At 64.4% G+C, this 19,258-nt stretch carries 23 protein-coding genes; 11 read left to right on the top strand and 12 right to left on the bottom strand.

Translation table 11 applies throughout. The annotated features are described in order from the left end of the window. Window position 1: 1 nt before the first annotated feature. Window positions 2–394 (bottom strand): DUF1499 domain-containing protein, encoded by a 393-nt coding sequence (locus CB0101_RS00435; protein ID WP_010309997.1) that lies wholly within the window; start codon window positions 392–394, stop codon window positions 2–4. Further along, a complete protein-coding gene (locus CB0101_RS15155; RefSeq protein ID WP_010309998.1) occupies window positions 391–531 on the bottom strand; it encodes a hypothetical protein in 141 nt (46 codons plus the stop codon). Before CB0101_RS15155 ends, CB0101_RS00435 begins: the two co-directional genes overlap by 4 nt. 49 nt (window positions 532–580) lie before the next feature. Between CB0101_RS15155 and CB0101_RS00430 the strand changes: the two genes are divergently transcribed. The 8 genes from CB0101_RS00430 to CB0101_RS00400 all read left to right on the top strand — a co-directional run bounded on the left by CB0101_RS00430 (window position 581) and on the right by CB0101_RS00400 (window position 8,648). Beyond that, entirely contained in the window at window positions 581–1,258 is a 678-nt protein-coding gene (locus tag CB0101_RS00430) for an AhpC/TSA family protein (RefSeq protein ID WP_010310001.1), read from the top strand. Window positions 1,259–1,286: 28 nt separating this feature from the next. Next, window positions 1,287–1,502: a Nif11-like leader peptide family natural product precursor gene (locus tag CB0101_RS00425; protein ID WP_010310003.1), complete on the top strand. Its 216-nt coding sequence runs from the start codon at window positions 1,287–1,289 to the stop codon at window positions 1,500–1,502. A gap of 198 nt (window positions 1,503–1,700) precedes the next feature. Further along, window positions 1,701–3,131: a sodium:solute symporter family protein gene (locus CB0101_RS00420; protein WP_010310005.1), complete on the top strand. Its 1,431-nt coding sequence runs from the start codon at window positions 1,701–1,703 to the stop codon at window positions 3,129–3,131. Between the two features lie 4 nt (window positions 3,132–3,135). After that, a complete protein-coding gene (locus CB0101_RS15150) occupies window positions 3,136–3,300 on the top strand; it encodes a hypothetical protein (protein ID WP_010310008.1) in 165 nt (54 codons plus the stop codon). 204 nt (window positions 3,301–3,504) lie between these two features. Beyond that, window positions 3,505–4,620, top strand: coding sequence for an aspartate carbamoyltransferase (locus CB0101_RS00415; RefSeq protein WP_010310013.1), 1,116 nt, complete (start codon window positions 3,505–3,507; stop codon window positions 4,618–4,620). A 3-nt stretch (window positions 4,621–4,623) separates the two neighbouring features. Beyond that, window positions 4,624–6,687 (top strand): asparagine synthase (glutamine-hydrolyzing), encoded by a 2,064-nt coding sequence (asnB, locus tag CB0101_RS00410; protein ID WP_010310016.1) that lies wholly within the window; start codon window positions 4,624–4,626, stop codon window positions 6,685–6,687. 21 nt (window positions 6,688–6,708) lie between these two features. After that, a complete protein-coding gene (locus CB0101_RS00405) occupies window positions 6,709–7,977 on the top strand; it encodes a Zn-dependent hydrolase (RefSeq protein ID WP_010310017.1) in 1,269 nt (422 codons plus the stop codon). Then, on the top strand, window positions 7,974–8,648 hold the full coding sequence (locus CB0101_RS00400) for a DUF1028 domain-containing protein (RefSeq protein WP_010310019.1): 675 nt from the start codon (window positions 7,974–7,976) through the stop codon (window positions 8,646–8,648). Before CB0101_RS00405 ends, CB0101_RS00400 begins: the two co-directional genes overlap by 4 nt. Here CB0101_RS00400 and CB0101_RS00395 read toward each other — a convergent pair. The 5 genes from CB0101_RS00395 to CB0101_RS00375 are packed head-to-tail and all read right to left on the bottom strand — an operon-like array spanning window position 8,629 to window position 11,228. Further along, window positions 8,629–9,021, bottom strand: coding sequence for a hypothetical protein (locus tag CB0101_RS00395; RefSeq protein WP_010310022.1), 393 nt, complete (start codon window positions 9,019–9,021; stop codon window positions 8,629–8,631). The two genes, CB0101_RS00400 and CB0101_RS00395, sit on opposite strands and share 20 nt — an antisense overlap. Next, window positions 9,014–9,817: a bifunctional hydroxymethylpyrimidine kinase/phosphomethylpyrimidine kinase gene (gene thiD / locus CB0101_RS00390; RefSeq protein WP_010310025.1), complete on the bottom strand. Its 804-nt coding sequence runs from the start codon at window positions 9,815–9,817 to the stop codon at window positions 9,014–9,016. Before thiD ends, CB0101_RS00395 begins: the two co-directional genes overlap by 8 nt. After that, window positions 9,780–10,049: a hypothetical protein gene (locus CB0101_RS15525; protein WP_083798629.1), complete on the bottom strand. Its 270-nt coding sequence runs from the start codon at window positions 10,047–10,049 to the stop codon at window positions 9,780–9,782. The genes thiD and CB0101_RS15525 overlap by 38 nt, the downstream gene beginning before the upstream one ends. Before the next feature lie 7 nt (window positions 10,050–10,056). Beyond that, complete coding sequence (locus tag CB0101_RS00380; protein WP_010310028.1) at window positions 10,057–10,581, bottom strand: hypothetical protein; 525 nt, start codon at window positions 10,579–10,581, stop codon at window positions 10,057–10,059. Beyond that, the gene (locus CB0101_RS00375) at window positions 10,578–11,228 is read right to left on the bottom strand and encodes a class I SAM-dependent methyltransferase (RefSeq protein ID WP_029553042.1); all 651 of its coding nucleotides are present in this window, start codon (window positions 11,226–11,228) and stop codon (window positions 10,578–10,580) included. The genes CB0101_RS00380 and CB0101_RS00375 overlap by 4 nt, the downstream gene beginning before the upstream one ends. 82 nt (window positions 11,229–11,310) lie before the next feature. On the opposite strand from CB0101_RS00375, the gene CB0101_RS00370 reads away from it, so the two are divergent. Beyond that, window positions 11,311–11,742, top strand: coding sequence for a lysozyme inhibitor LprI family protein (locus CB0101_RS00370; protein WP_010310034.1), 432 nt, complete (start codon window positions 11,311–11,313; stop codon window positions 11,740–11,742). Then, a complete protein-coding gene (locus tag CB0101_RS00365) occupies window positions 11,732–12,928 on the top strand; it encodes an NAD(P)-binding protein (RefSeq protein ID WP_010310035.1) in 1,197 nt (398 codons plus the stop codon). Before CB0101_RS00370 ends, CB0101_RS00365 begins: the two co-directional genes overlap by 11 nt. Here CB0101_RS00365 and CB0101_RS00360 read toward each other — a convergent pair. Genes CB0101_RS00360 through CB0101_RS00350 form a run of 3 tightly spaced genes read right to left on the bottom strand, consistent with a single transcriptional unit; the run spans window position 12,925 to window position 15,988 of the window. Beyond that, window positions 12,925–14,439 (bottom strand): NAD(P)/FAD-dependent oxidoreductase, encoded by a 1,515-nt coding sequence (locus CB0101_RS00360; protein WP_246833792.1) that lies wholly within the window; start codon window positions 14,437–14,439, stop codon window positions 12,925–12,927. The genes CB0101_RS00365 and CB0101_RS00360 overlap by 4 nt on opposite strands. A gap of 55 nt (window positions 14,440–14,494) precedes the next feature. Further along, window positions 14,495–15,145, bottom strand: a complete 651-nt coding sequence (locus CB0101_RS00355) for a methyltransferase domain-containing protein (RefSeq protein WP_010310040.1) — start codon at window positions 15,143–15,145, stop codon at window positions 14,495–14,497. Between the two features lie 9 nt (window positions 15,146–15,154). Next, on the bottom strand, window positions 15,155–15,988 hold the full coding sequence (locus CB0101_RS00350; protein ID WP_010310042.1) for an ion channel: 834 nt from the start codon (window positions 15,986–15,988) through the stop codon (window positions 15,155–15,157). A 195-nt stretch (window positions 15,989–16,183) separates the two neighbouring features. On the opposite strand from CB0101_RS00350, the gene CB0101_RS00345 reads away from it, so the two are divergent. Beyond that, window positions 16,184–18,259: a 4Fe-4S binding protein gene (locus CB0101_RS00345; protein WP_010310045.1), complete on the top strand. Its 2,076-nt coding sequence runs from the start codon at window positions 16,184–16,186 to the stop codon at window positions 18,257–18,259. 4 nt (window positions 18,260–18,263) lie between these two features. On the opposite strand, the gene CB0101_RS00340 is transcribed toward CB0101_RS00345, so the two are convergent. Both CB0101_RS00340 and CB0101_RS00335 read right to left on the bottom strand, forming a co-directional pair. Beyond that, window positions 18,264–18,890, bottom strand: coding sequence for a pentapeptide repeat-containing protein (locus tag CB0101_RS00340; protein WP_010310047.1), 627 nt, complete (start codon window positions 18,888–18,890; stop codon window positions 18,264–18,266). After that, window positions 18,890–19,195 (bottom strand): helix-turn-helix transcriptional regulator, encoded by a 306-nt coding sequence (locus CB0101_RS00335; RefSeq protein ID WP_010310050.1) that lies wholly within the window; start codon window positions 19,193–19,195, stop codon window positions 18,890–18,892. The genes CB0101_RS00340 and CB0101_RS00335 overlap by 1 nt, the downstream gene beginning before the upstream one ends. Window positions 19,196–19,258: the final 63 nt, after the last annotated feature.

Genomic DNA, 19,258 nt, shown 5'->3' with positions numbered 1-19,258 from the left:
CTCAAGACAATTCCTGCTGCAAATCAGTTAACCGTTGACGATTAACTCCCAGATCGGAATCACCAAGCCGCGACACTGAACGGGCCTGCAGCACACCCGTCGCCGAGTCGGCATACAACTCCAAATCATCGACAAAGCCAAAGAACACACTCGTAGCAGTGGCATGGAGATAGCCATCAGATTGCTCCACGATTTCGGTGCGGGGCATGGCTTCAATCACCGGCACCAACGCGTTGAGAGCCGCCTGCGGATCAGCCACAGCCCAATCGGCACGGGCGCAATGCGCTGGGCTCGCGCAGGGGGAGAGCGCACCGCTGTGCACACCCAAATCAGCGGGAACCGGCCCCACCCAGTGGAACAGCGCCAGGGTGAGCGTGAGCAGCAAGGCAGTCATGACTGGGGGGCAGCGGCAGGCGCTGGGGCCGGGGTGATTGAGTCTTCCATGCCCAGATCGATCTCACCGATCCAGAGCAGCAGGCCGGCGATACAGGCAATGGCGGCCAATAGCAGCAGCCAGTGACGGCGATCCATGGGGTTCATCACACCTGGTTAGTTTGAGTCGCCGACCGGCCTCCGCGGCATGCAAGCCCCAGCCCCTCTGCTGCAACGCCTGCAAGCAACAGCCGACATGCAAGGCGTGCGCCGGCTGGTGCTGCTGCTCACCCAGCTTGGCGACTTCGACTCGATGGAGTACGCCCAGGCCCTGGCACCAGAGCTGCCGAAGCTGGAAGCCGCTGGCATCCGCACCCTGGCGATTGCCATTGGCGACGCCGCCGGAGCCGAGCGGTTCTGCCGCCACACCGGGTTTCCCCGCACCGCCTTGGAGGTGGATGCCGACCCCACACTCCATCGAGAGCTGGGGCTCTACGAAGGCCTGAAAACCCCAGGCGGCCCCTGGCCCGGGTTGTTGTTGATGTGTGCCGGCATCGGATCGCCAGGCACCTTGGCTGAGGTGCTGCGGGGCTACACCGGTGATCGCAACGCCCCGCAGCGCATCGACAGCCCGCTGTTCCGCTTCGCTGGTGGGGAGGGGTTCCAACGGCCGTTTGAACTCGCCACCGTGCGGCTGCGCAACATGACGGAGGTGCTGGGCAACTGGGGCACCTACGTACCCCGCAACGACTTCATCACCCAACGCGGCGGCACCTTCCTGATCGATGCCGACGACAGCCTCCTCTACAGCCACCGGGATCCAGGCATCCTCGGTTTCTCCGCCACGATGAACCGGCCCCTCAGCTTCCTCGACCCCTTCCTGTGAAACTGGAGCCCCAGCAGCGGCCGGCGCCATGTCTCTCGATCAACTGAAGGCGTTCCTGGCGCGGCTGCAAAGCGACGCTGCACTCAAGCAAGACGTGTTGGCGGCCGCCACCGCCGACGACGTGGCCCAAATCGCCATGAAACACGGCTTTGAGTTTTCCGGTGATGAGTTACTACGAGTTTCCGGCAAAAAATTTGATCGGGTCACGGTTCACAAGAACGACATCCCCGGCGAATACAACTGATCAGCACCAAGCGTAAGTTTGTTTTCGCAACAACAACGCCCCTAGTGTGTTGCAAACAAACCACAGCCTGTGGATGAGTTTCAACAAGCACTGCTGATCTTTAGCGTCGGCGCCGTCGTCACAGCCGCCACGGCCGGAATGATCCTCCGGGGCCATTGGTCCTGGCGTGGGCGCAATCCCTGGGGGGAGGACTGAGCCGTGACACTCCTCGCTGCCACACCGCTGCTCTCGCCTGGTATCGCCTGGGCCTTGGTGGTGATCTTCGCCGTGCTCTGGATCGCCCTGGGTGTGTCCTGGGGTCGCCGGGGTCAGGGCGATGCTGACGACTACATGCTGGCGGGCCGCAATATCGGCCTGGCCCTGAGTACCGCCACCTTGATGGCCTCCTGGGTGACGGGCAACACCACCTTGTTGGCACCGGAATTCGGCTACCGCAATGGGCTCTGGGGCATGTTCAGCTATGCCCTGGCCGGGTTGGGCTTAATCCTGTTTGCGCCATTGGCGATTCGCATCAAACAGTTGATGCCCCGGGGCCGTACCAGCGGCGACTTCATCCGGCTGCGCTACGGGCGCGCTGCCTGGTGGGTGTTCATGGTGATCACAGCGATCTACACCCTGGGGTTCTTGATCACACAAGCCATGGGTGCAGGCATCCTGCTGGAAGCCCTATCGGGTTTTGATTACCGACTCGGCATGGTGGTTGTGATTGGCGTCTCGACCATCTACACGCTGTACGGCGGCATGCGCGCGGTGGTGGGCACCGATTTCATTCAGTCGCTGCTGATCATGGGCTTGCTGGTGGTGGTGGCGGTGCTGGCCTTCCAGCGCTTTCCACTGGAGCAAGTGCACAGCAACCTGGCAGCAAGCCACCCAGATCGGCTGAATCTGCTCCTCCCAGCGGGCCTGCTGATCGCCTGGAACTCTGCACTCTTCTCCATGGGAGAGGTGTTTCACAACAACATCTGGTGGTCGCGAGTGTTCTCCAGCCGCACCTCTGTGGTGTTCAACTCCTTCATCCTGGGCGGGCTGGCCTGGATGACCGTGCCCGTGGTGACGGGTTCCATCGGCCTGGTGGCCCTGGCGGACAACCTCGAGCTGCCCCAGGTGAACATGGTGTTCCCGGTGATGGCCTCGCAACTGCTCGGCGCCGGGGGATCAGCGCTGGTGTTTGTGGTGGTGTTCGCCTCACTCACCTCCACCCTCGACTCTCTGCTGGCTTCCACAGCCGATCTGGTGGCTGAGGATGTGATCTTCAAGCTGCTCAATCCCCAGTTGAGCGATGCGCAGCTGCGCCAGGCCACCAAGCTCGTGGTGGTCCTGCTGGGCCTGATCACCCTGGCCCTGTCCTGGCCCAGGCTGGATTCACTGGCATCGGTGCTGTTCTTCACCGGCGCACTCGTGGCCTCCACGATCTGGCCGGTGGCCTATGGCCTCTATTGGCCGCAAGCCAACCGCCAGGCCGCCATCGCAGCCATGGTGGCTGGAAGCGCTGCTGGGCTCACGGCCTATGTGCAGATCGCGCCCTATTGCGCGGCCCTGATCTCCGCTGCGGTCTCAGCCGTGGTGATGGCCGTTGGCACGAGCCTTCGGCCGGAACAATTCCAATGGCACATCCTGCGCGGGGAGTAATCGAATGCACCCAACCCTGGCCTCAGCGCTCCTCGCGAACAGCACCTGGATAGCCAGCCTCAACCTGCTTCGCCTAGTGGTTTTCGGCAGCCTGGCGGGCCTGGCCTTTGCCGTTCTGGCGCTCCTGGTGATCTGGTGGCGCGAATGGCGATCGAACAACGTGTGGTGAAAAAGCTGTAAAGCAATTCACACCCTGAAGGGTCTGATCGTAAAGCGATTCACCGCTTTTATGCATCAACCGCTACCAATTGGCGCGTAGTTTGAAGATTCACCGGCGATCCGCGAAAAGCGGACTCTCGGTCGTGCAGGGTGTGGATATTGCACGTTCACGGCACGCAAGGTTTCAGCGGCCTCGTTATTGCCTCAAGTTGACATGGCTTTACTTTCGCCCGAAAAGCGCTCTGACACCGCTGCATCACTACGGTTTCAACCGCTTGGGCCCGACATCTACGGCGCCACCCAACCCCAGGCACTGCTGAGCAACATCCAGGAAGACGGCGAAGCCTTGCTCGACCTCCGGGATCAACACGTGGTGTCGATCCGTCCGTTCCGCGCCGAAACCCTGCTTCAGCTGTTCCGGCTGGCGGCCAAATTCGAGAGCAATCCCAATCGCTACATCACACATAATTCGCCGCTCAAGGGAAAAATCCTGATCAACGCCTTCTACGAACCCAGCACCCGCACACGCCTCTCCTTCGATAGCGCCTGGCACCGCCTCGGCGGTGACTCGATCAACATCACCGACCGCAGCAGCACCGGCATCGCCAAGGGTGAATCCCTCACCGACGTCGCCCATATGTTCAACAACTACGGCGACTGCGTTGTCCTGCGCGACAACCACGCAGAAGCGGTCTACCAGATGACCGAATCTCTGCGCATCCCGATCATCAATGCCGGCAACGGGATCGATCAACATCCCACGCAGGCCATGGCCGACCTGTTCACCTTGTTCAAGTGGAGACCCAGCCTGGCCAACACCAGCGTTGCCCCTTCAGAACGGGTTCGAATCGGCATTGTTGGCATCCCGAATCGCATGCGCACCGTGCGATCGCTGCTGCACATCCTGGCGAAATTCCCGCAAATCGTGGAAGAAATCGTCATCATTCACGACCCCAACACCCACGCATCGGATCAACTCTTCGATCCAGGGCAGCTCGAGGAGCTCCAAGACGCGGGACTGAACATTCGACTCAGCACCAATCTGCACCGCGAGATCCCGGAGCTGGATGTGATTTACATCAATGCCATTGCCTGGGTTGGCGATAGCTACGAGGTGCATGGCAGCAACTTCCGCCTCACCCGCGATCTCCCCTACAAGAGCGACGCCATCGTGCTCCACCCCCTGGCTCGCGGCCCCGAATTGAGCACCTGCATGGACGACACACCGCACAACTGGTATTTCAGCCAGGCCCGCGGCGCGGTGTTTCTGCGCATGGCCCTGCTCACCTGCCTGGTCGACCGCACCGACCGTGTGATGGATGTGATCTGAACCATGTGCGGCATCGGCGGAATCTTTCACAACACACCCCAGCAAGCGGTGGATCCCCAGCTGCTGGTGAACATGGCGGCGATCCAAGTGCATCGCGGCCCAGACGGATTCGGAATCCGGCAGTTCGAGGACGCCGGCGTGGGCTTCTGCCATGCCCGCCTCTCGATCATCGACCTGAACGAAACCCGCGCCCGCCAACCCTTCAGCAGCAGCGATGGCCAGCTGCTGATGGCCCATAACGGCGAGTTCTACGACTTCCAACGCATCCGCGCCGATCTCACCGCCCGGGGTGTGCGCTTCAGCAGCAAGAGCGATTCCGAGATCCTGCTGCGCCTTTACCAACAGCAGGGGCTGGAGCGCACGCTGCCGCAGCTGCGCGGTGAATTCGCCTTCGCCCTCTACGACCGCGGCGACGACTGCCTCTATCTGGTGCGCGATCGCTTCGGGATCAAGCCCCAGTACTGGTGCCTCACCCCCGAAGGGTTGGTGTTCGGCTCAGAGCTCAAGGTGCTGTTCGCCCATCCGTCCGTGGAGCGGCGCTTCACCTCCGAAGGGTTGTTCCATCAGCTGATGCAAACGATGGTGCCCGGCAGCACCGCCTTCGCCGGAATCCACCAGGTGAAGCCCGGCCACGTGCTGAAGGTGCAGCGGCGCGATGGAGCCCTGCAAGTGTCGGAACAGTGTTACTGGGACCTCAACTTCCCGCGTGACGGTGAACGCGACCGCAGCCTGGGTGAACAGCACCACATCGAGGCGATCCGCGCCGCCTTGCTGGAGGCTGTGGAGTTGCGCATGGTGGCTGATGTGCCGGTGGGCTGTTATCTCTCCGGCGGGATCGACAGCTGTTCCATCCTGGGCCTAGCTGCGGCGGTGAGCCAGAGCCCGGTGAAGGCTTTCACCATCGGCTTCGATGATGCGCGCTACGACGAAACACCGATCGCCCGCGAGATGGCCGACGCCACGGGGGCTGAGCAGGATGTGCTGCGCCTGTCGGGCGAGCAGCTCTATGGCTGGATGGAACGCACCATCTGGCATACCGAGCGCACGATCTACAACACCCTGGCGGTGGCGAAGTTTCTGATGAGCCGCCACGTCAACGACGTGGATTACAAGGTTGTGATGACCGGTGAAGGCTCCGATGAGCTCTTCGGCGGCTACCCCGCCTTCCGGCGCGATATGTATCTGCATGGCCTCAACGATCTCCCCGAGGAGGAGCGCCGCGCCTGCCAGCAGCTGCTGGATCAATCCAATGCCCTGGTGCAGGGCGCGATGCTGGCGGCCGAACAGATCGAGGATCCCCACCTCACGGCCGTGGTGGGTTTCACCCCCAGCTGCCTCCAACCCTGGCTGGCCTGTGCCCCTCTTGTACCGGCACTGCTGGCGGAAGCCCATCGCACGGCCCTGGAGGGCTATTCCCCCGGCCAAGCCATCGCCGAGCAACTCAACCCCGAGCAACTGGAGGGGCGTCACGCCCTTGATCGCGCCCAATACGTGTGGATCAAAACCATGCTCGAAGGGCAGATCCTGACCTGGGGTGGCGATCGGGTCGACATGGCCCATTCGATGGAAGCGCGGCCGGCTTTCCTCGATCACCATCTCGCGGAAGTGGCCGTGCAAGTACCGCCAGAGCTGCGCATCAAAGGCAAAACCGAGAAATACGTGCTGCGCGAAGCGATGGCCGGCCTGCTGCCGGAGGTGCTCTACAAACGCGAGAAATTCGCCTTCATGGCACCACCCGCTCATACCGAGCCCAAGAAGTGGCAGCAGATGAAAGAGCTGGCCAAGACCTATCTCAATGACCAGGCCATCGCTGACGCCGGCCTCCTGAGCGCTGATGGCGTCAACGCCTTGTTCGCCCGCCACGAGGACCCAGCCACCAGCGATGCCGAACGGGTGCAGATGGATGCCGTGATCAACCACCTGCTGGGGGTGCAGATGCTGCATCGGCTCTTCATCGCCAGCGACATCCCCGCCAAGGCGCGGGCGATGGCCGACGAGCTGGGCTGGCATCCCGAAGTGTCGCCGTCACTACAAGGCCATCGACAGCAACAGGAGATTCTCTGCTGAGACTGTTCTCTTCAGCACAGATTGTCCATCGCTCCTCCGGTTGCTCCGCGGCTGCAAGCCAATGGGTTAAGGCTGCTGGCCGCCATCGAAGCGATGGCGGAGGTGGGCGCGCAGCCCGATGGCAGTGTGTGCCGGCGTGGGTTCAGCCCCGACGATCGCCGGGGGCGTGAACTGCTGGGCCACTGGCTCCAGGAGGCTGGTCTCAGCTTGCGGGTGGATGCAGCGGGGAATCTGATCGCGCGCCGCGAAGGACTGGACGCGACCTTGCCGGCCCTTGTGACTGGATCCCATCTCGACACAGTGCCCACGGGTGGGCGCTACGACGGAGCCCTCGGCGTGATCGCCGGGCTCGAGGTGATGCGCTGCCTGAACGACGCTGAGCACCAACTGCGCCACCCCCTGGAGCTTGTGGTGTTCGCCGACGAGGAATCCACGATGGTGGGCTGCAAAGGCATGTGTGGTGTGGCCAGTGCCGATCCGGCTGACTACACCACCAGCAACGGCGAATCGATCGAGCGGAACCTGGCCCACCTTGGCGGCGACTGGGCCCACCTGAGCCAGGCCCGCCGCAGCGATCAGGCCATCGCCGCGTTCGTGGAGCTGCACGTGGAACAGGGCGGCGTGCTCGAGCAACGCCAACACACCATCGGGGTGGTGGAAGGAGTGGTGGGCCAACGGCGCTTCACCATTCGCGTGCATGGACAGGCCAATCACGCCGGCACCACGCCGATGGGCGAACGCCAGGATGCACTGGTTGCCGCCGCCCAAGTGGTGCTGCTGGTTCAGCAGCTCGCTGCCGAACACCCGGGCGATCCAGTGGCCACGGTGGGGCGCCTGGATGTTTGGCCCAACGCCGCCAATGTTGTGCCGGGAGAGGTGGTGATGAGCGTCGACCTGCGCGACCTCAGCGGGGAGGTTCTCGCGGAGCTCGAGCAGAACCTGCGCCAGCAGCTCGCTCGCATCGAAGCCAGCAGCGGCTGCAGTGTAGTGATCGAGCCCCAATTTGAGGTGAAGCCCACCCCGGCCGACCCCACCGTGATGCAGACGATTGCCCGTTGTGCTGCCGAGCTGGGCTACAGCGCCAGCCCCTTACCGAGCAGGGCCAGCCACGATGCCCAGGAGATGGGACGGCGCTGGCCGATGGGCATGATTTTTGTGCCCAGCCACCGCGGCCTCAGCCACTCAGCGGCTGAATTCACCAGCCTTGAGCAATGCGTAGCCGGCACCAACGTGCTGCTCAAAAGCCTGCTGCAGCTTGATCAGGAGCTCCATTTGGGCCAAACGCCATGACCTTTTCGATCCTGGCGCGGGATCCCAACAACGGGCGTTTCGGCGTAGCCGTCGCCACCTGCCATTTAGCGGTGGGCTCCACCGTGCCGCACATCCGCTCCGGGGTTGGAGCCGTGGCCACCCAGGCCCATACCAATCCCTATCTGGGCATCTGTGGCCTGGAGCGGCTCGAACAAAACCTGAGCGCCGACGACGTGAAAGCCAGCCTTTTGCGCGACGACCCCCAGCGGGAGCGGCGCCAGTTTCACCTGATCGACGCCCGCGGCCAAACCGCCGCCTGGACCGGCGCCGACTGCGGCGCGTGGGCAGGCCATCGCAGCCGGGATGGCATGGCCGTGGCGGGCAATCTGCTGGCGGGCGAAGCCGTGCTGATCGCCATGGAAGACGCGTTTCTCTCCAGTGACCCGAGCTGGAAGCTCGGCCGACGTCTCATGCACGCGCTCCAGGCCGGCGAAGCCGCCGGTGGCGACCGGCGCTCCAGCCATGCCACCTCGGCAGCGCTGCAGGTGAGCGGTGAAGCGGCCTTCCCTTTGCTGGATCTGCGCATCGACTACCACGACAGCGCCGTGCTGGAGCTGGCCGAGCTCTACGAGCGCAGCCAACTGCTCTGGGCTCAGGCCTGGCGCGACGAGCTGGCGGAGCGACCGATGCTCAACCGAGAAGTGGCTTGAACGCCAGGGGCTGGCGCGGCTCTTGCTGCAGGCTCCAAAGGCCACTGCCCAGGCTCCGCAACTCCTGCAACAGCGCCGCTGTATCCCCGCTGTTGAGCCAGCGTGCTTTGAGGGCCGGGAGGGCCTCCTGCAGCGCTTCGATCGGCACCGCCACCAGCAGCAGGCTGTGTTCACCACCGGCGCGAGCCAGCGCCCCTTGATCGCTGCATTGCCACACCCGCGTTAACAGCTCCAGCGCCTGCATTCGCCCCACATCACCCGGATCACCATCCGCCGCAATCGGTTCCCGCAGCGATTTGCCCTGCAGCGGCATCGCCCGCTCGCCGTTCTGCTCCAGCAGGGCCAGCGCGATCAGATAAGGAGCGTCAGCCATCGGACTCAAGCAACGGATGCCAATGACACAGTGGACCCTGGCCAGCCCCAATGGCTAGCCCAAAGCGCAGGCCACACTCCACAAACCGCTTGGCTTGCTCGACGGCCTCCAGCAGCGGCAAGCCCTTGGCCCGAAACGCCGTGATCGCTGCCCCCAGGGTGCAACCACTGCCGTGGCTGTGGGTGGTGGCCACCGGCTGGTGCCGCAACCACTGGCCGGATGCCTGGCGCTGCAGCAAGTAATCGCTACCACGTAATGCCGGGATGCCGCCGCCTTTGATCAGCACCGCTTGAGGCCCAAGCTCCAACAGGGCTGCAGCCGCCCGCTCCACATCGCTCGCGCTTTCCACCGGCAACCCGCTTAGCAGCTGCGCTTCGTGGATGTTGGGAGTGATCAGCTCCGCCAACGGCAGGAGCTGCTGCTGGTAAGCCTCAATCGCATCGGCTTCCAGCAGCACCGAACCCGCCCGCGACACCATCACCGGATCAATCAGCCGCGGAATGGCCAGTGGGCGCAATGCGGCAGCCGTGGCCTCGATGAGTGCTCGATTGAGCAACATCCCGGTTTTCAGCGCCGCCACCGGCAGATCGCTCAACACGGCCTCGATCTGGGCGGTCAGGCCCTCGGGGGGCAGGGGATCCACGCGGTTCACACCGCAGGTGTTCTGCGCCGTGACGCAGGTGATGGCGCTGCAGCCATGCACCTGCAGGGCCAGAAAGGTTTTCAGATCGGCCTGGATGCCGGCACCACCGCCGGAATCACTGCCACCGATCGAGAGGGCGATCGCTGGAACCATGGGGTCTGAAGGGCAACCGTGATCCTGGATCCAGGGCCGCCATCGCCGCCGCGGCCATCACCAGGCCCAGGAGCCACCAACGCCAAGACCTCCGCCCAGACCTGAGCGGCAGGATGCCTTTTCCGCCCTGCTTCACACCCTGCAGAGGGGTACCGCAACGGCCGCACACCATGCGCCCCCCCAGGCTGCGATCGGCCCGGACGGACCAGCTGCCGCAACGCGGACAGGCCATGGCGAGCTCAGGGTGCGGTTGCGGTCATGTTGGCAACGGCGGCCGCGTGATCGGCGAGTCGCCATAGGGCAAGGCCACCGCCACGCCCCCGCGCCGCCAACCAACCCGATGGATCCCGGTGGATCAAGGCGAAGAAGGGCATGCGCTGCGGAGCAGGGGCGGGCAAGGTGCGCTCCACGATGCGCCATCCCCCCAGGCTGAGCTGCAGCTGCTCAAAGCTGAACAGCAGCAGGGGCCGTTTGCCCTCCAGCCGGCCGCGACCGCGGAAGCGCAGCTCCACCGCCCCCAGATTCACGGCATTGCTCAGCAGCAGCCCCTCTGGATCGAGGCCGATCTCCAGCCGAGCGGACAGCCCGCGCAACAGCCAACCACTGAAGGCTGAAGCGCGCTGCTGCCCCTTCGGCCACACCAGCTGCAGCTGCCAGCAACCCTGCAGCGCATCAGCCTCCACGCCACTGCCTGAACGGCGCGCCTGTTGCTCCAGTTGCAGCAGCTCTCGGGCGCTGATCTCTGGCGATGCGGATGCGCTCATTGCGGCTTGGTGGCGATCACGGAAAAGAACGGATCCCCCTTGCCGCCCACAAGCCCTTTCAAGCCCACGGCGCGGGTTTCTTCCGCCACGATCTCGGGCTTGAGCCAGCCCTGGGCCATCAACACCTCGGCCACATAGGTGAGGTGATCACGGTCGCTGCCATCAGCCCAGATCTGCGGGGCTTTGGTGAAAAACATCCGATTGGAAAACGACACCATCACCTGCCCGCCGGGACGGGTGATGCGCAGCAGTTCGGCCGCCACCGCCTCGGGGTACTGCAGGTATTGCCAACCGGCCACGATCAGCACGGCGTCGACGCTGTTGGCCTTGAGCGGAATCTCCTGATTGAGGTTGAGGTTCTGCAGCCAATAGCTATCGAGCCGCTTGTTCGCCGCCAGCTCCTTCTCATTGAGGCCGTGACCGATCACGCGCTCGTAGATCCCGTCGTCCGGCAGGTGCGACACCCAGCTCGACATCAGATCGAGCACCACAGCCCGGGCCGGGATGCGGTCGCGATAGAGCTGGGTGAGGCGGGCGCGAAAGGCATCGTCGAGATGCTGCACGAACCGGGGTTCGGCATAGAACAGCTGGTCATCGCTGCTGTCCCATTTGCGGCGCTGCGCCTCCGTGAGCACCTGAACCGCCACAAGCACCGGACATCTGGGCCGCGACGCTAACGGTGCCAGGGCTGGTATGAGGGATCACACTGCAGGCAGACGCTCGATCGCCATGGGCCGCTTCGCGCCTCCTCTCCCCGTTGCCGTCGCAGCCACAGGCGCCCTCGCGCTGGCGCCACTGCTGCCAGCCCAGGCCAACCCGATCGATTGCAGCCAGGCCTTCAGCACGGTGGAGCTTTCGGTTTGCACCCGCGCCAATCTGGAGCGCAAAGATGCGGAGCTGAAACAGGCGATGCAGGCCGTTGCCAAGGATGCTGCTGAGATGCCCGGCGGCACCTTCCTCCCGATCTGGACCGACAGCCTCACGGGCTTCTTCAACACCACAACCGACCCCCTGAAGCAATTCGAGGCGTTCAAGGCCGCCCGCGCGACCGCCTGCGTGTACATGAACTCCCTGGCGCTGCAGGGCACCGGCTTCGGCATCTTTGTGGCCAACTGCGAGATCAAGCTCACTGACGTGTTGCTGGAAAAACTTGGCAACTGAGTCGCCCAACGTTGATCTGGCTGTGATTGGGGCCGGTGCCGGTGGCTGCGCCCTGGCGGCGGCCCTACGTCAGCAGGGCTGGCTGGGATCCATGGCGCTGCTGGAGATCGGCCGCGGACCCGGCGGGCGCACCGCCACCCGGCGCTCCCGCTCCGATTGGCAACTGGCGCTCAACCATGGCGCCCCCCTGTTCAACATCACCGCATCCCCAGAGCCACAGCTACTGGAACCGTTGCGGCGCGGTGGCTGGATCACCCGCTTCCAAGGTGCCATCGGCAGCCTGGATGAACACGGACAGCTCGGCGCTGCCATCGCCAACGATCCGCTCTGCAGCGGAACGCTCTGGCAGGGCTCGCCGCAGATGGACCACGTTTGCCGCGGCCTGCTAGCCCTGGCCCAAGAGGCCGCACCCACCCCACTGATCAGCGGCACCTTGGTGCGCCACCTCGAGGCGACGTCGAACGGCTGGACGCTCCGGGGCCAACAGGGCGAAACCCTCCTGCACTGCAGCTGGCTAGTGCTCAGCGGAACCCTGCTGGCTCACCCCCGCTGCCAAACGGTGTTCGGCTGGGATGACGTGCCGCTGCAGGTGGCGGCCAAACAGAGCGGCGACCGACAGCTGCAGCAGGCCTGCGCCGCCTTGGCCGCGATGCCCTCCCAGGCCAGCAGCAACCTGCTGCTCAGCCTGCCGGCCGATCAGGCTGGAGCCTGGCGGCAGCAACCATGGCGGCTGCTGCAGTTCAACGGTGCAGCCCAGGAGCGCTGGGGGATCCGGCGGGTGTCGCTGCAGGCCATGGCGGCGGAGCGCTGGGGTGTGGTGGTCGAATCCAGCGCAGCCTTTGCGGCGGATCATCTGAGCGTGTATGGATCGCGGTCTTCGGCAGCTCAACTGCTGGGGGCCACACCGAAGGCTCAAGCCGAAGCCGATGTGATGGATGCCCTCGATCGAGCTCTGCAACAAGCCCTCGGCCTCAGCACGGCTGGAGCCGATCGGCAACTCATGCGCTGGGGTGCCGCCTTTCCCCACGGGCCAGGGCTTGCGCCGGAACTCAGCCTCTGCCCTGCCAGCCGCATTGGCTTCTGCGGTGATGCGATCGCCGGTCTTGGCTTCGGCCGGGTGGAGGGGGCACTGCGCAGCGCAGAAACGCTGGCGGATCGTCTGGAACCGTTCCTGGGAGCGGCTTAGAGCCCCAGCTCCTGGATCAGCGCCTTCTGCTTCGCCAGGGGCACAAAACTGTGGGCCGCCATCGCCCCGCTCACGGCCACCGGCGGTACGCCAATCCCGGGGAACACGCCGGCCCCGCAGAGCTGTAGGCCCTCGATCGGCGTGCTGCCACCCGGGAATGGCGAGCGATCGGCACCGATGGCAGGGCCATAGCTGCCTTGATGCACCCGCAAATAACGCCGATGCGTGTGAGGCGTGCCCTGCAGTTCCAGCACGATCCGATCCGCCAGATCGGGCACCAGCTGGCTGAACACCTCCTTGAACAGGCCACAACGCTCCGCCTTGAGCGCCTCATAGGCGCTGCTGCCGGGCTCGAGATCCTTCCACAGCTCCCAGGGTTCATTGGCCGGGCTGTAGGCATGCAGCAGATGATGCCCCTCCGGCGCCAGCGCAGGATCCAGGAGCGATGGCATCGAGAACACCAGCATATTGCGCTCTGCTCCGATGCCCCGCTGCCAGTCGCCCACCCACACGTGATGGATCGGTAGTTCGTTGAGCCCATCGCCGCGCAGGCCCACATGCCAGTGCAGGAAGCTGGCGCAGGCCGGGGTGGCTGCGGTCTGGCGGCTCCAGCGGCGCAGCACCCCCTCCTCGGGCAGCAGGCCCAGGGTGTCCCAGGGGCTGGCATTGCTCACCACCCCCAGGCGGGCATCGAGCTGCTCGCCGTTCTCCAGCTCCACGCCAACGGCGCGGTTGCCATCGAGGCGGATCTGTTTCACCGCGGCGCGGCAGCGAAGCTCACCGCCATGGCGCTGCAAGCCACGCACCAACGCCTCCGCCACCGCAGCGCTGCCACCGATGGGGTAGTCGAGGCTGGCGTTCGGCTCAAACCACTCGCCGAACAGGGTGGCCATGGCGGCGGCACTGGTCTGATCCATCGGCAGACCCGAGATCAGGAAGCAGAGCATCTCCACCCAATGGAGCAGGAACGGATCCTTGAGCTGCCGCCGCGCCATCGGACCGAATGCCCCCCCCAGGGCCGCCAACCGCGGTGCCTGCCGCAGCAGGGTGGCCGATCCGCGCGCGCCTAGGACACCCGCCATGCCCAGCCCCGGCCGCATGGCCAGCAGAGGCAGCGACGCGGCCGCCCGGCAATAGGGCTCCAGCCAACGCATGAAGGCCCGCCACTCGGCCACAGCCCCTGGACCACGCAACTGCTGCAGTGCCTCGAGGAACGGCTCAGCCCCTACGCCGATGCGCAGGTTCCCCTCCGGCAGCAGCAGCCCCCACTCCTGATAAGGCACCACCGGCACCGATTCCCCCACGGCCCGCAGCACCTGGGCCAGGGGGTTGGCGGAAGGCCAACGGCCCAGGCCGCTCCACAACGACGGGCCGGATTCGAACTGAAAGCCGCGCCGCTCAAAGCAGTGGGCGGCGCCGCCTGGCCGGTCGTGGGCCTCGAGCACCAGCACCTCCAAGCCATGGCGAGCGGCTAGGGCTCCGCAGCACAGCCCTCCCAGGCCGCTGCCCACAACGATCAGATCTGGGGTCTGCTGGGAAGCCAGAGCAGCTTGTTGACGCTGCCCTTCAGTGTGCAACCCGGCGCCAGAGGCCAACCCATTCGTGATCGCGGGGTTGGTTGTCGGGACCCGGGGCGGAATTGGTGGCGGGGAACCACAACTCCTGGCTGAAACCAGCCGCCGTGAAGTCAGCCACCAGTTGGTCGGCATCGCTGCCGTAGGGCGGTCCGCCTGGGCGTCCATGGCACCAGAAGAGGCCCAGCAGCCAGCCCTGGGGCTTGATCAACCGCGCCACGCTTTGGCGGTAGGCCGGCCGCAGGTGGGGATCAATGGCGCAGTAACAGGTGTGCTCCAGCACCCCATCGCAGCTGGCTGGGCCCAACCCTGCCGCTTCCAAGGCGCCCCCATCCAACAGATCCGCCTGGAGCCAGCGCAGGCGAGCGGGCTGCTCCCCATGCAGACGACGTGCTTCCGCAATCGCCTCGGCACTGAAATCCAACCCCACCACGGCAAAGCCCAAGGCAGCCAGGAACACGGCTTCATGGCCGCGGCCGCAGCCCGGCACCAGCACCTGGGCGGGGGGCTTCGGCGCCTGCGCATGCTCCGAGAAGAACAGTTGCAGGGGAGGCGCCGGTGAGCCCAGCTCCCAGCGATCACTGCCCTCGCGGTAGCGCTGATCCCACCAGGAACCGGTGTCGGGGGCGGGGGAGTGGGTCATGACAACAACTCAATCGACAGGGCAAAGGCGGGTGCGATCAAACAGCGACCAATCGATGCGGGTTTCGCCCTGGTGTTGCTCCAGCATGTCGACAAAGCAGCGGCCGAATGCGATCTGCTCCACAGGCCAGCTTGCTCGGGCATGCACCGGCCTCTCCAATGTTTCATCGATGCCGGAGAAGGCCACCACCAGCTCGGCATTGAGCTCCCGCAACTGATCTGGGCCCATTCCATGCAGCGGACTGCTGGCATCGATGCGGTGCATGGCCGTCCAGATCAACAAAAACGCAATGCCCTGATCGCGCTCCAGAGCCAACGGCTTGAGGCGGCGCATGCGATGCCCCTCAACGCTCACCTCATCCACCGAGAGGAACACCCGCAGGCGAGCCTCCAGCAAGCCGTTGCGGCGCTCATTAGCTAAGCGAAACGCCAACGTTGGCGAGCCGTTGTAGCTGTGAATCACGGCCAGGTGGGAGAAGCGAATCCGCGCCGTACTGCGGGAAAACCGCGCGAAGGCCAACCCGGTGGTGAGGGCAATGAACAGCAATCCACTCAGGGATTCCGCTGTCACCACGAGATGGGCATACAGGCTCACCGGGTGCAGAACGCCGTAGCCGATGGAGCCGAGGGTTTGCACACTGAAGAAGAAGGCCTCCGCGAAGCTGACGACCTCTCCTGTTGCACCACCAATCCCGCCAGGATCCAGCGAGTACAGCCCCGCAAACAGCAGGTTGATCGCGAGGTAAACCAGCGCTACCGAGGCCAGAAAGGCCGGCCACGACATCGCCAGCGCCAAGAGGTACGGCTCACGCCAATGCCGCAGCCAGCCACCGCGACGATCCATCGAAACCAAGAGGCCGGATCGTCGTCGCAACCTCTGGACCGATCGATCGAGCGGGGGTGGTTTCATGCGAGCCAACACCCAGGAGCACACGGCATGGGGCCTTTCTGCATCGTATGAAGAGCGGCGCAAGCCACAGAGGCGCTATGCGCTGATGGAGCAGCCGAACCAGACTGAATTCAGCCGCTCTGCAGGCGCTTGCCCAACGTTTCCCCGGAGTTGCTGAAGCTGGCTCCCCTGTTGGTAGGGCGGGTGCGACGCGGCGTTGTGGGCAGCAGCCGTTATGCCCGTTCGTTGCGCGACGCCGTGCGCCAGGTCGCGCACGAAAACGATGGGCGCCCCGTGCTGATCACGGGTGAACCCGGCCTCGAAAAAGACAACCTGGCCGCCCTGATTCACTTCGGCTCATCGGCGCGGAAACAGCTGATGGTTCGCCTCGATGGGGCACTGCTCAAACCAGATGGCAGTGATCTGTTCGGCACTGGTGGGGTCTTGGAACTGCTGGGGGCGGGCTCCCTGCTCATCGACCAGCTGGAGCACGTGCCCGAGGCTCTCATGCCTCGCCTAGTGCAGTTAGCCAAGGACAAAACTTGGGGTGAAGGCAGGAAGCACCGTTGCGAGGCGCGGTTGTTTTTCACCACCGAAACCGCGCAGCCAGAGTTTGATTCGTTTTGCACCACGATCCGCGTTCCGCCTCTGCGCGTCCGCCGTGGTGATCTGGGGGAATGGTTGCGCTACGGGATCCGGCAACAGAGCCGCAAGATGGGCTGGAGCACACCGCCGGATGTACAGGATTCGGTGATCAAACGACTCCAGAACTACGACTTTCCGAACAATCTGCGCGAACTGGAAGAGCTGATCCATCGCGCGCTGCAACAGGCACGGTGTCAAAACCAAGAGTCGTTTCCAGATCTGCTTCCTGAAGACGTGTTCTGGACGCCGGCTCGGCAACAGCGCTATCGCTTTGACATCTGGCGCTGGAAGCCTTATCTGCGGGGCCTGATGCGGGCGCCATGGCTCTGGAACAGCTTGCTGTTTGGCCTGGTGAGCTGGGTGTTTGTGCTGGTGAATGTGTGGCTGTGGATGGGACCTCAAGACCGCAGCCATAACGGCGCCCTCAACTTGTTTTGGGCCTGGTGGTGGCCCTTGATCCTGCTGAGCTTTCCCTTGGTGGGGCGACTGTGGTGCTCCATCTGCCCCTTCATGGTTTGGGGGGAGATGGCGCAGCGTCTCTCACGCGCCCTGGGGCATCAGCCCGGCCGGTGGCCCAGAGGTGAGTCCGACACCTGGGCATCGCCTGTGCTGGCGGGCGGATTTGCCCTGATCCTGCTGTGGGAGGAAGTGTGGAATCTGGGCAATACAGCCTGGCTGAGCAGTTGCCTGCTGCTGCTGATTACAGCTGGTGCCGTCCTGGGATCGCTTCGCTACGAGAAGCGGTTCTGGTGCCGCTATCTATGCCCAGTTGGGGGAATGAATGGTCTGTTCGCCAAACTATCGATTCTCGAATTGCGCGCTCAGGTGGGTACCTGCAGCGGCAGTTGCAGTAGCTATGCCTGCTTCAAAGGCGGCCCCGCCGATGGAGAAGGCCTGCGCACCAACGGCTGCCCACTTGGGACGCACCCCGCCCATTTGAATGACAACCGCAATTGCGTGCTTTGCCTCACCTGCGCTCAGGCCTGCCCGCACCGCTCCGTTCAGCTCTCCTTGCGGCCTCCCGCAGCGGATATCCAACGCACGATGGACCTTCCACCGGGTGAACCCGCCTTGCTCCTGATCCTGGCCGGTGATCTCAGCTTGCATCACTGGCAGCGCCTTCTTGGCTGGCTCCCGGCTGCCCCGGCCAGCCTCAGCGATGGCCATCTTCTGCCACGGTTGGCGGTGGCCAGCTTGGCGCTGGCACTCCCGGCGGGACTGTTTGGGTTAGCCGGGTTGGTTGTGCCCAAACAACGCTTGCTGCAGGGGCTTTATGGCTTGCTACCGCTGGTGTGGGCCTTGCTCCTGGCGCGCCATCTGCCCCTGGGCATGGGCGAAGCCGGGATGCTGTTGCCAGTGTCGGCATCAGCCTGGGGGCCGGAATGGAGCACGGCGCTGCCCGCCTGGAGCGCCGACCCTCACGTGATCGCTTTCTGCCAAAGCGCTGTGCTGCTCGTGGGCTGGCTTGGCGCCGTGGTTCTATTGCGGCGTCAGTTTGCAACCCAGCGCGCGAGCTGGCTCGGATCCTCAGGCCTGGCACTCGCCCTGGCCATGGTTGGTCGATGGCTGGTGGCGATCTAGGCGCTCAGTCGATCAGCGCACCGTCCATCTGGGCATCCTGCAATTGGGTATCGCGTAGATCGCAATCGCGCAGGTCGGCTCCCCGAAGATCACAACCGCGCAGATTCGCCCCGTAGAGGCAGCTGCCTTTCAAGATGGCTGCGTGCAGGTTGGCCCCCTGAAGCAACGCAAAACTGAGATCGGCTCCCGAAAAATCCGCATACCCGAGATCGGTGAGTTGATCCTGGCCTGAACGGAAATCAGCTTCCACGAGCCGGGCACTGCGCCAGACACTCCTCGCCGCCACAACGCCACGCAGACAGCAGCGATGCATCAGCGCATGGCTGAAATTGGCTCCCTGAAGCCGCGATCCCGATAGATCGGCTTCATGCCAACACGACGATGGGGCATCCAGCTCCGAGAGATCGGCACCCCAGATCAAGGCCTGCTGAAAGCAACAGCGATGGGCCTGCGCTCCTCGCAACGTGGCGTGGCCGAAGCGGGCTTCTTTGAAGCAGCTGCCATCCAGGTTGCATCCAGATAAGTCGAGGTCGAGACCATCGATCTCGCCAAGCCTCAGCGAGCGGAGATCCTTCTGCCCAGCCGCCAACGCCGCTCGCAACTGGGCAAGGTCACTGGGTTGGGGCTCCATCAGAGGATCGCGGCCAGGGCATCCAATTGCTGACGGCGGGAGGCGAGCAGGAGCTTCTCTGCCTGGGCGATCAGCTTGAACACGGCCTTGTCGTTCACCTCGTAAAACACCAGCGACCCCTCCGGCCGGCGCTGCACCACACCAGCGATGGTGAGCAGCTTGAGGTGCTTCGACACCAGGGCCTGACTGAGCGCGGTTTTCTCCACCACAGCGGTGACGTTGAGTGGGCCACCTCGGAGAGCCTCCAGCACCGCCAGTCGATTGGGCTCCGAAAACACCTTGAAGTATTCAGCCAGGTGCTCCATAGCCCCACCGGTCACGCAGGAGAAAGATAACGCGCTCTAGCGCTCAAGGGATCTCACTGTTGC

The sequence above is a fragment of the Synechococcus sp. CB0101 genome, from assembly GCF_000179235.2.
In the GTDB taxonomy this organism is placed as follows: domain Bacteria; phylum Cyanobacteriota; class Cyanobacteriia; order PCC-6307; family Cyanobiaceae; genus Vulcanococcus.
Note: the sequence above shows the minus strand (reverse complement) of the source record. Positions and strands in the feature narration are given on the sequence as shown.

Bases quoted from the DNA above. Each gene is read 5' to 3' on its own strand.
- CB0101_RS00435 (WP_010309997.1), bottom strand. From the start codon at position 394: ATGACTGCCTTGCTGCTCACGCTCACCCTGGCGCTGTTCCACTGGGTG.
- CB0101_RS15155 (WP_010309998.1), bottom strand. From the start codon at position 531: ATGGATCGCCGTCACTGGCTGCTGCTATTGGCCGCCATTGCCTGTATC.
- CB0101_RS00430 (WP_010310001.1), top strand. From the start codon at position 581: ATGCAAGCCCCAGCCCCTCTGCTGCAACGCCTGCAAGCAACAGCCGAC.
- CB0101_RS00425 (WP_010310003.1), top strand. From the start codon at position 1,287: ATGTCTCTCGATCAACTGAAGGCGTTCCTGGCGCGGCTGCAAAGCGAC.
- CB0101_RS15150 (WP_010310008.1), top strand. From the start codon at position 3,136: ATGCACCCAACCCTGGCCTCAGCGCTCCTCGCGAACAGCACCTGGATA.
- CB0101_RS00415 (WP_010310013.1), top strand. From the start codon at position 3,505: ATGGCTTTACTTTCGCCCGAAAAGCGCTCTGACACCGCTGCATCACTA.
- asnB (WP_010310016.1), top strand. From the start codon at position 4,624: ATGTGCGGCATCGGCGGAATCTTTCACAACACACCCCAGCAAGCGGTG.
- CB0101_RS00400 (WP_010310019.1), top strand. From the start codon at position 7,974: ATGACCTTTTCGATCCTGGCGCGGGATCCCAACAACGGGCGTTTCGGC.
- CB0101_RS00395 (WP_010310022.1), bottom strand. From the start codon at position 9,021: ATGGCTGACGCTCCTTATCTGATCGCGCTGGCCCTGCTGGAGCAGAAC.
- thiD (WP_010310025.1), bottom strand. From the start codon at position 9,817: ATGGTTCCAGCGATCGCCCTCTCGATCGGTGGCAGTGATTCCGGCGGT.
- CB0101_RS15525 (WP_083798629.1), bottom strand. From the start codon at position 10,049: ATGGCCTGTCCGCGTTGCGGCAGCTGGTCCGTCCGGGCCGATCGCAGC.
- CB0101_RS00380 (WP_010310028.1), bottom strand. From the start codon at position 10,581: ATGAGCGCATCCGCATCGCCAGAGATCAGCGCCCGAGAGCTGCTGCAA.
- CB0101_RS00370 (WP_010310034.1), top strand. From the start codon at position 11,311: ATGGGCCGCTTCGCGCCTCCTCTCCCCGTTGCCGTCGCAGCCACAGGC.
- CB0101_RS00355 (WP_010310040.1), bottom strand. From the start codon at position 15,145: ATGACCCACTCCCCCGCCCCCGACACCGGTTCCTGGTGGGATCAGCGC.
- CB0101_RS00350 (WP_010310042.1), bottom strand. From the start codon at position 15,988: ATGGATCGTCGCGGTGGCTGGCTGCGGCATTGGCGTGAGCCGTACCTC.
- CB0101_RS00340 (WP_010310047.1), bottom strand. From the start codon at position 18,890: ATGGAGCCCCAACCCAGTGACCTTGCCCAGTTGCGAGCGGCGTTGGCG.
- CB0101_RS00335 (WP_010310050.1), bottom strand. From the start codon at position 19,195: ATGGAGCACCTGGCTGAATACTTCAAGGTGTTTTCGGAGCCCAATCGA.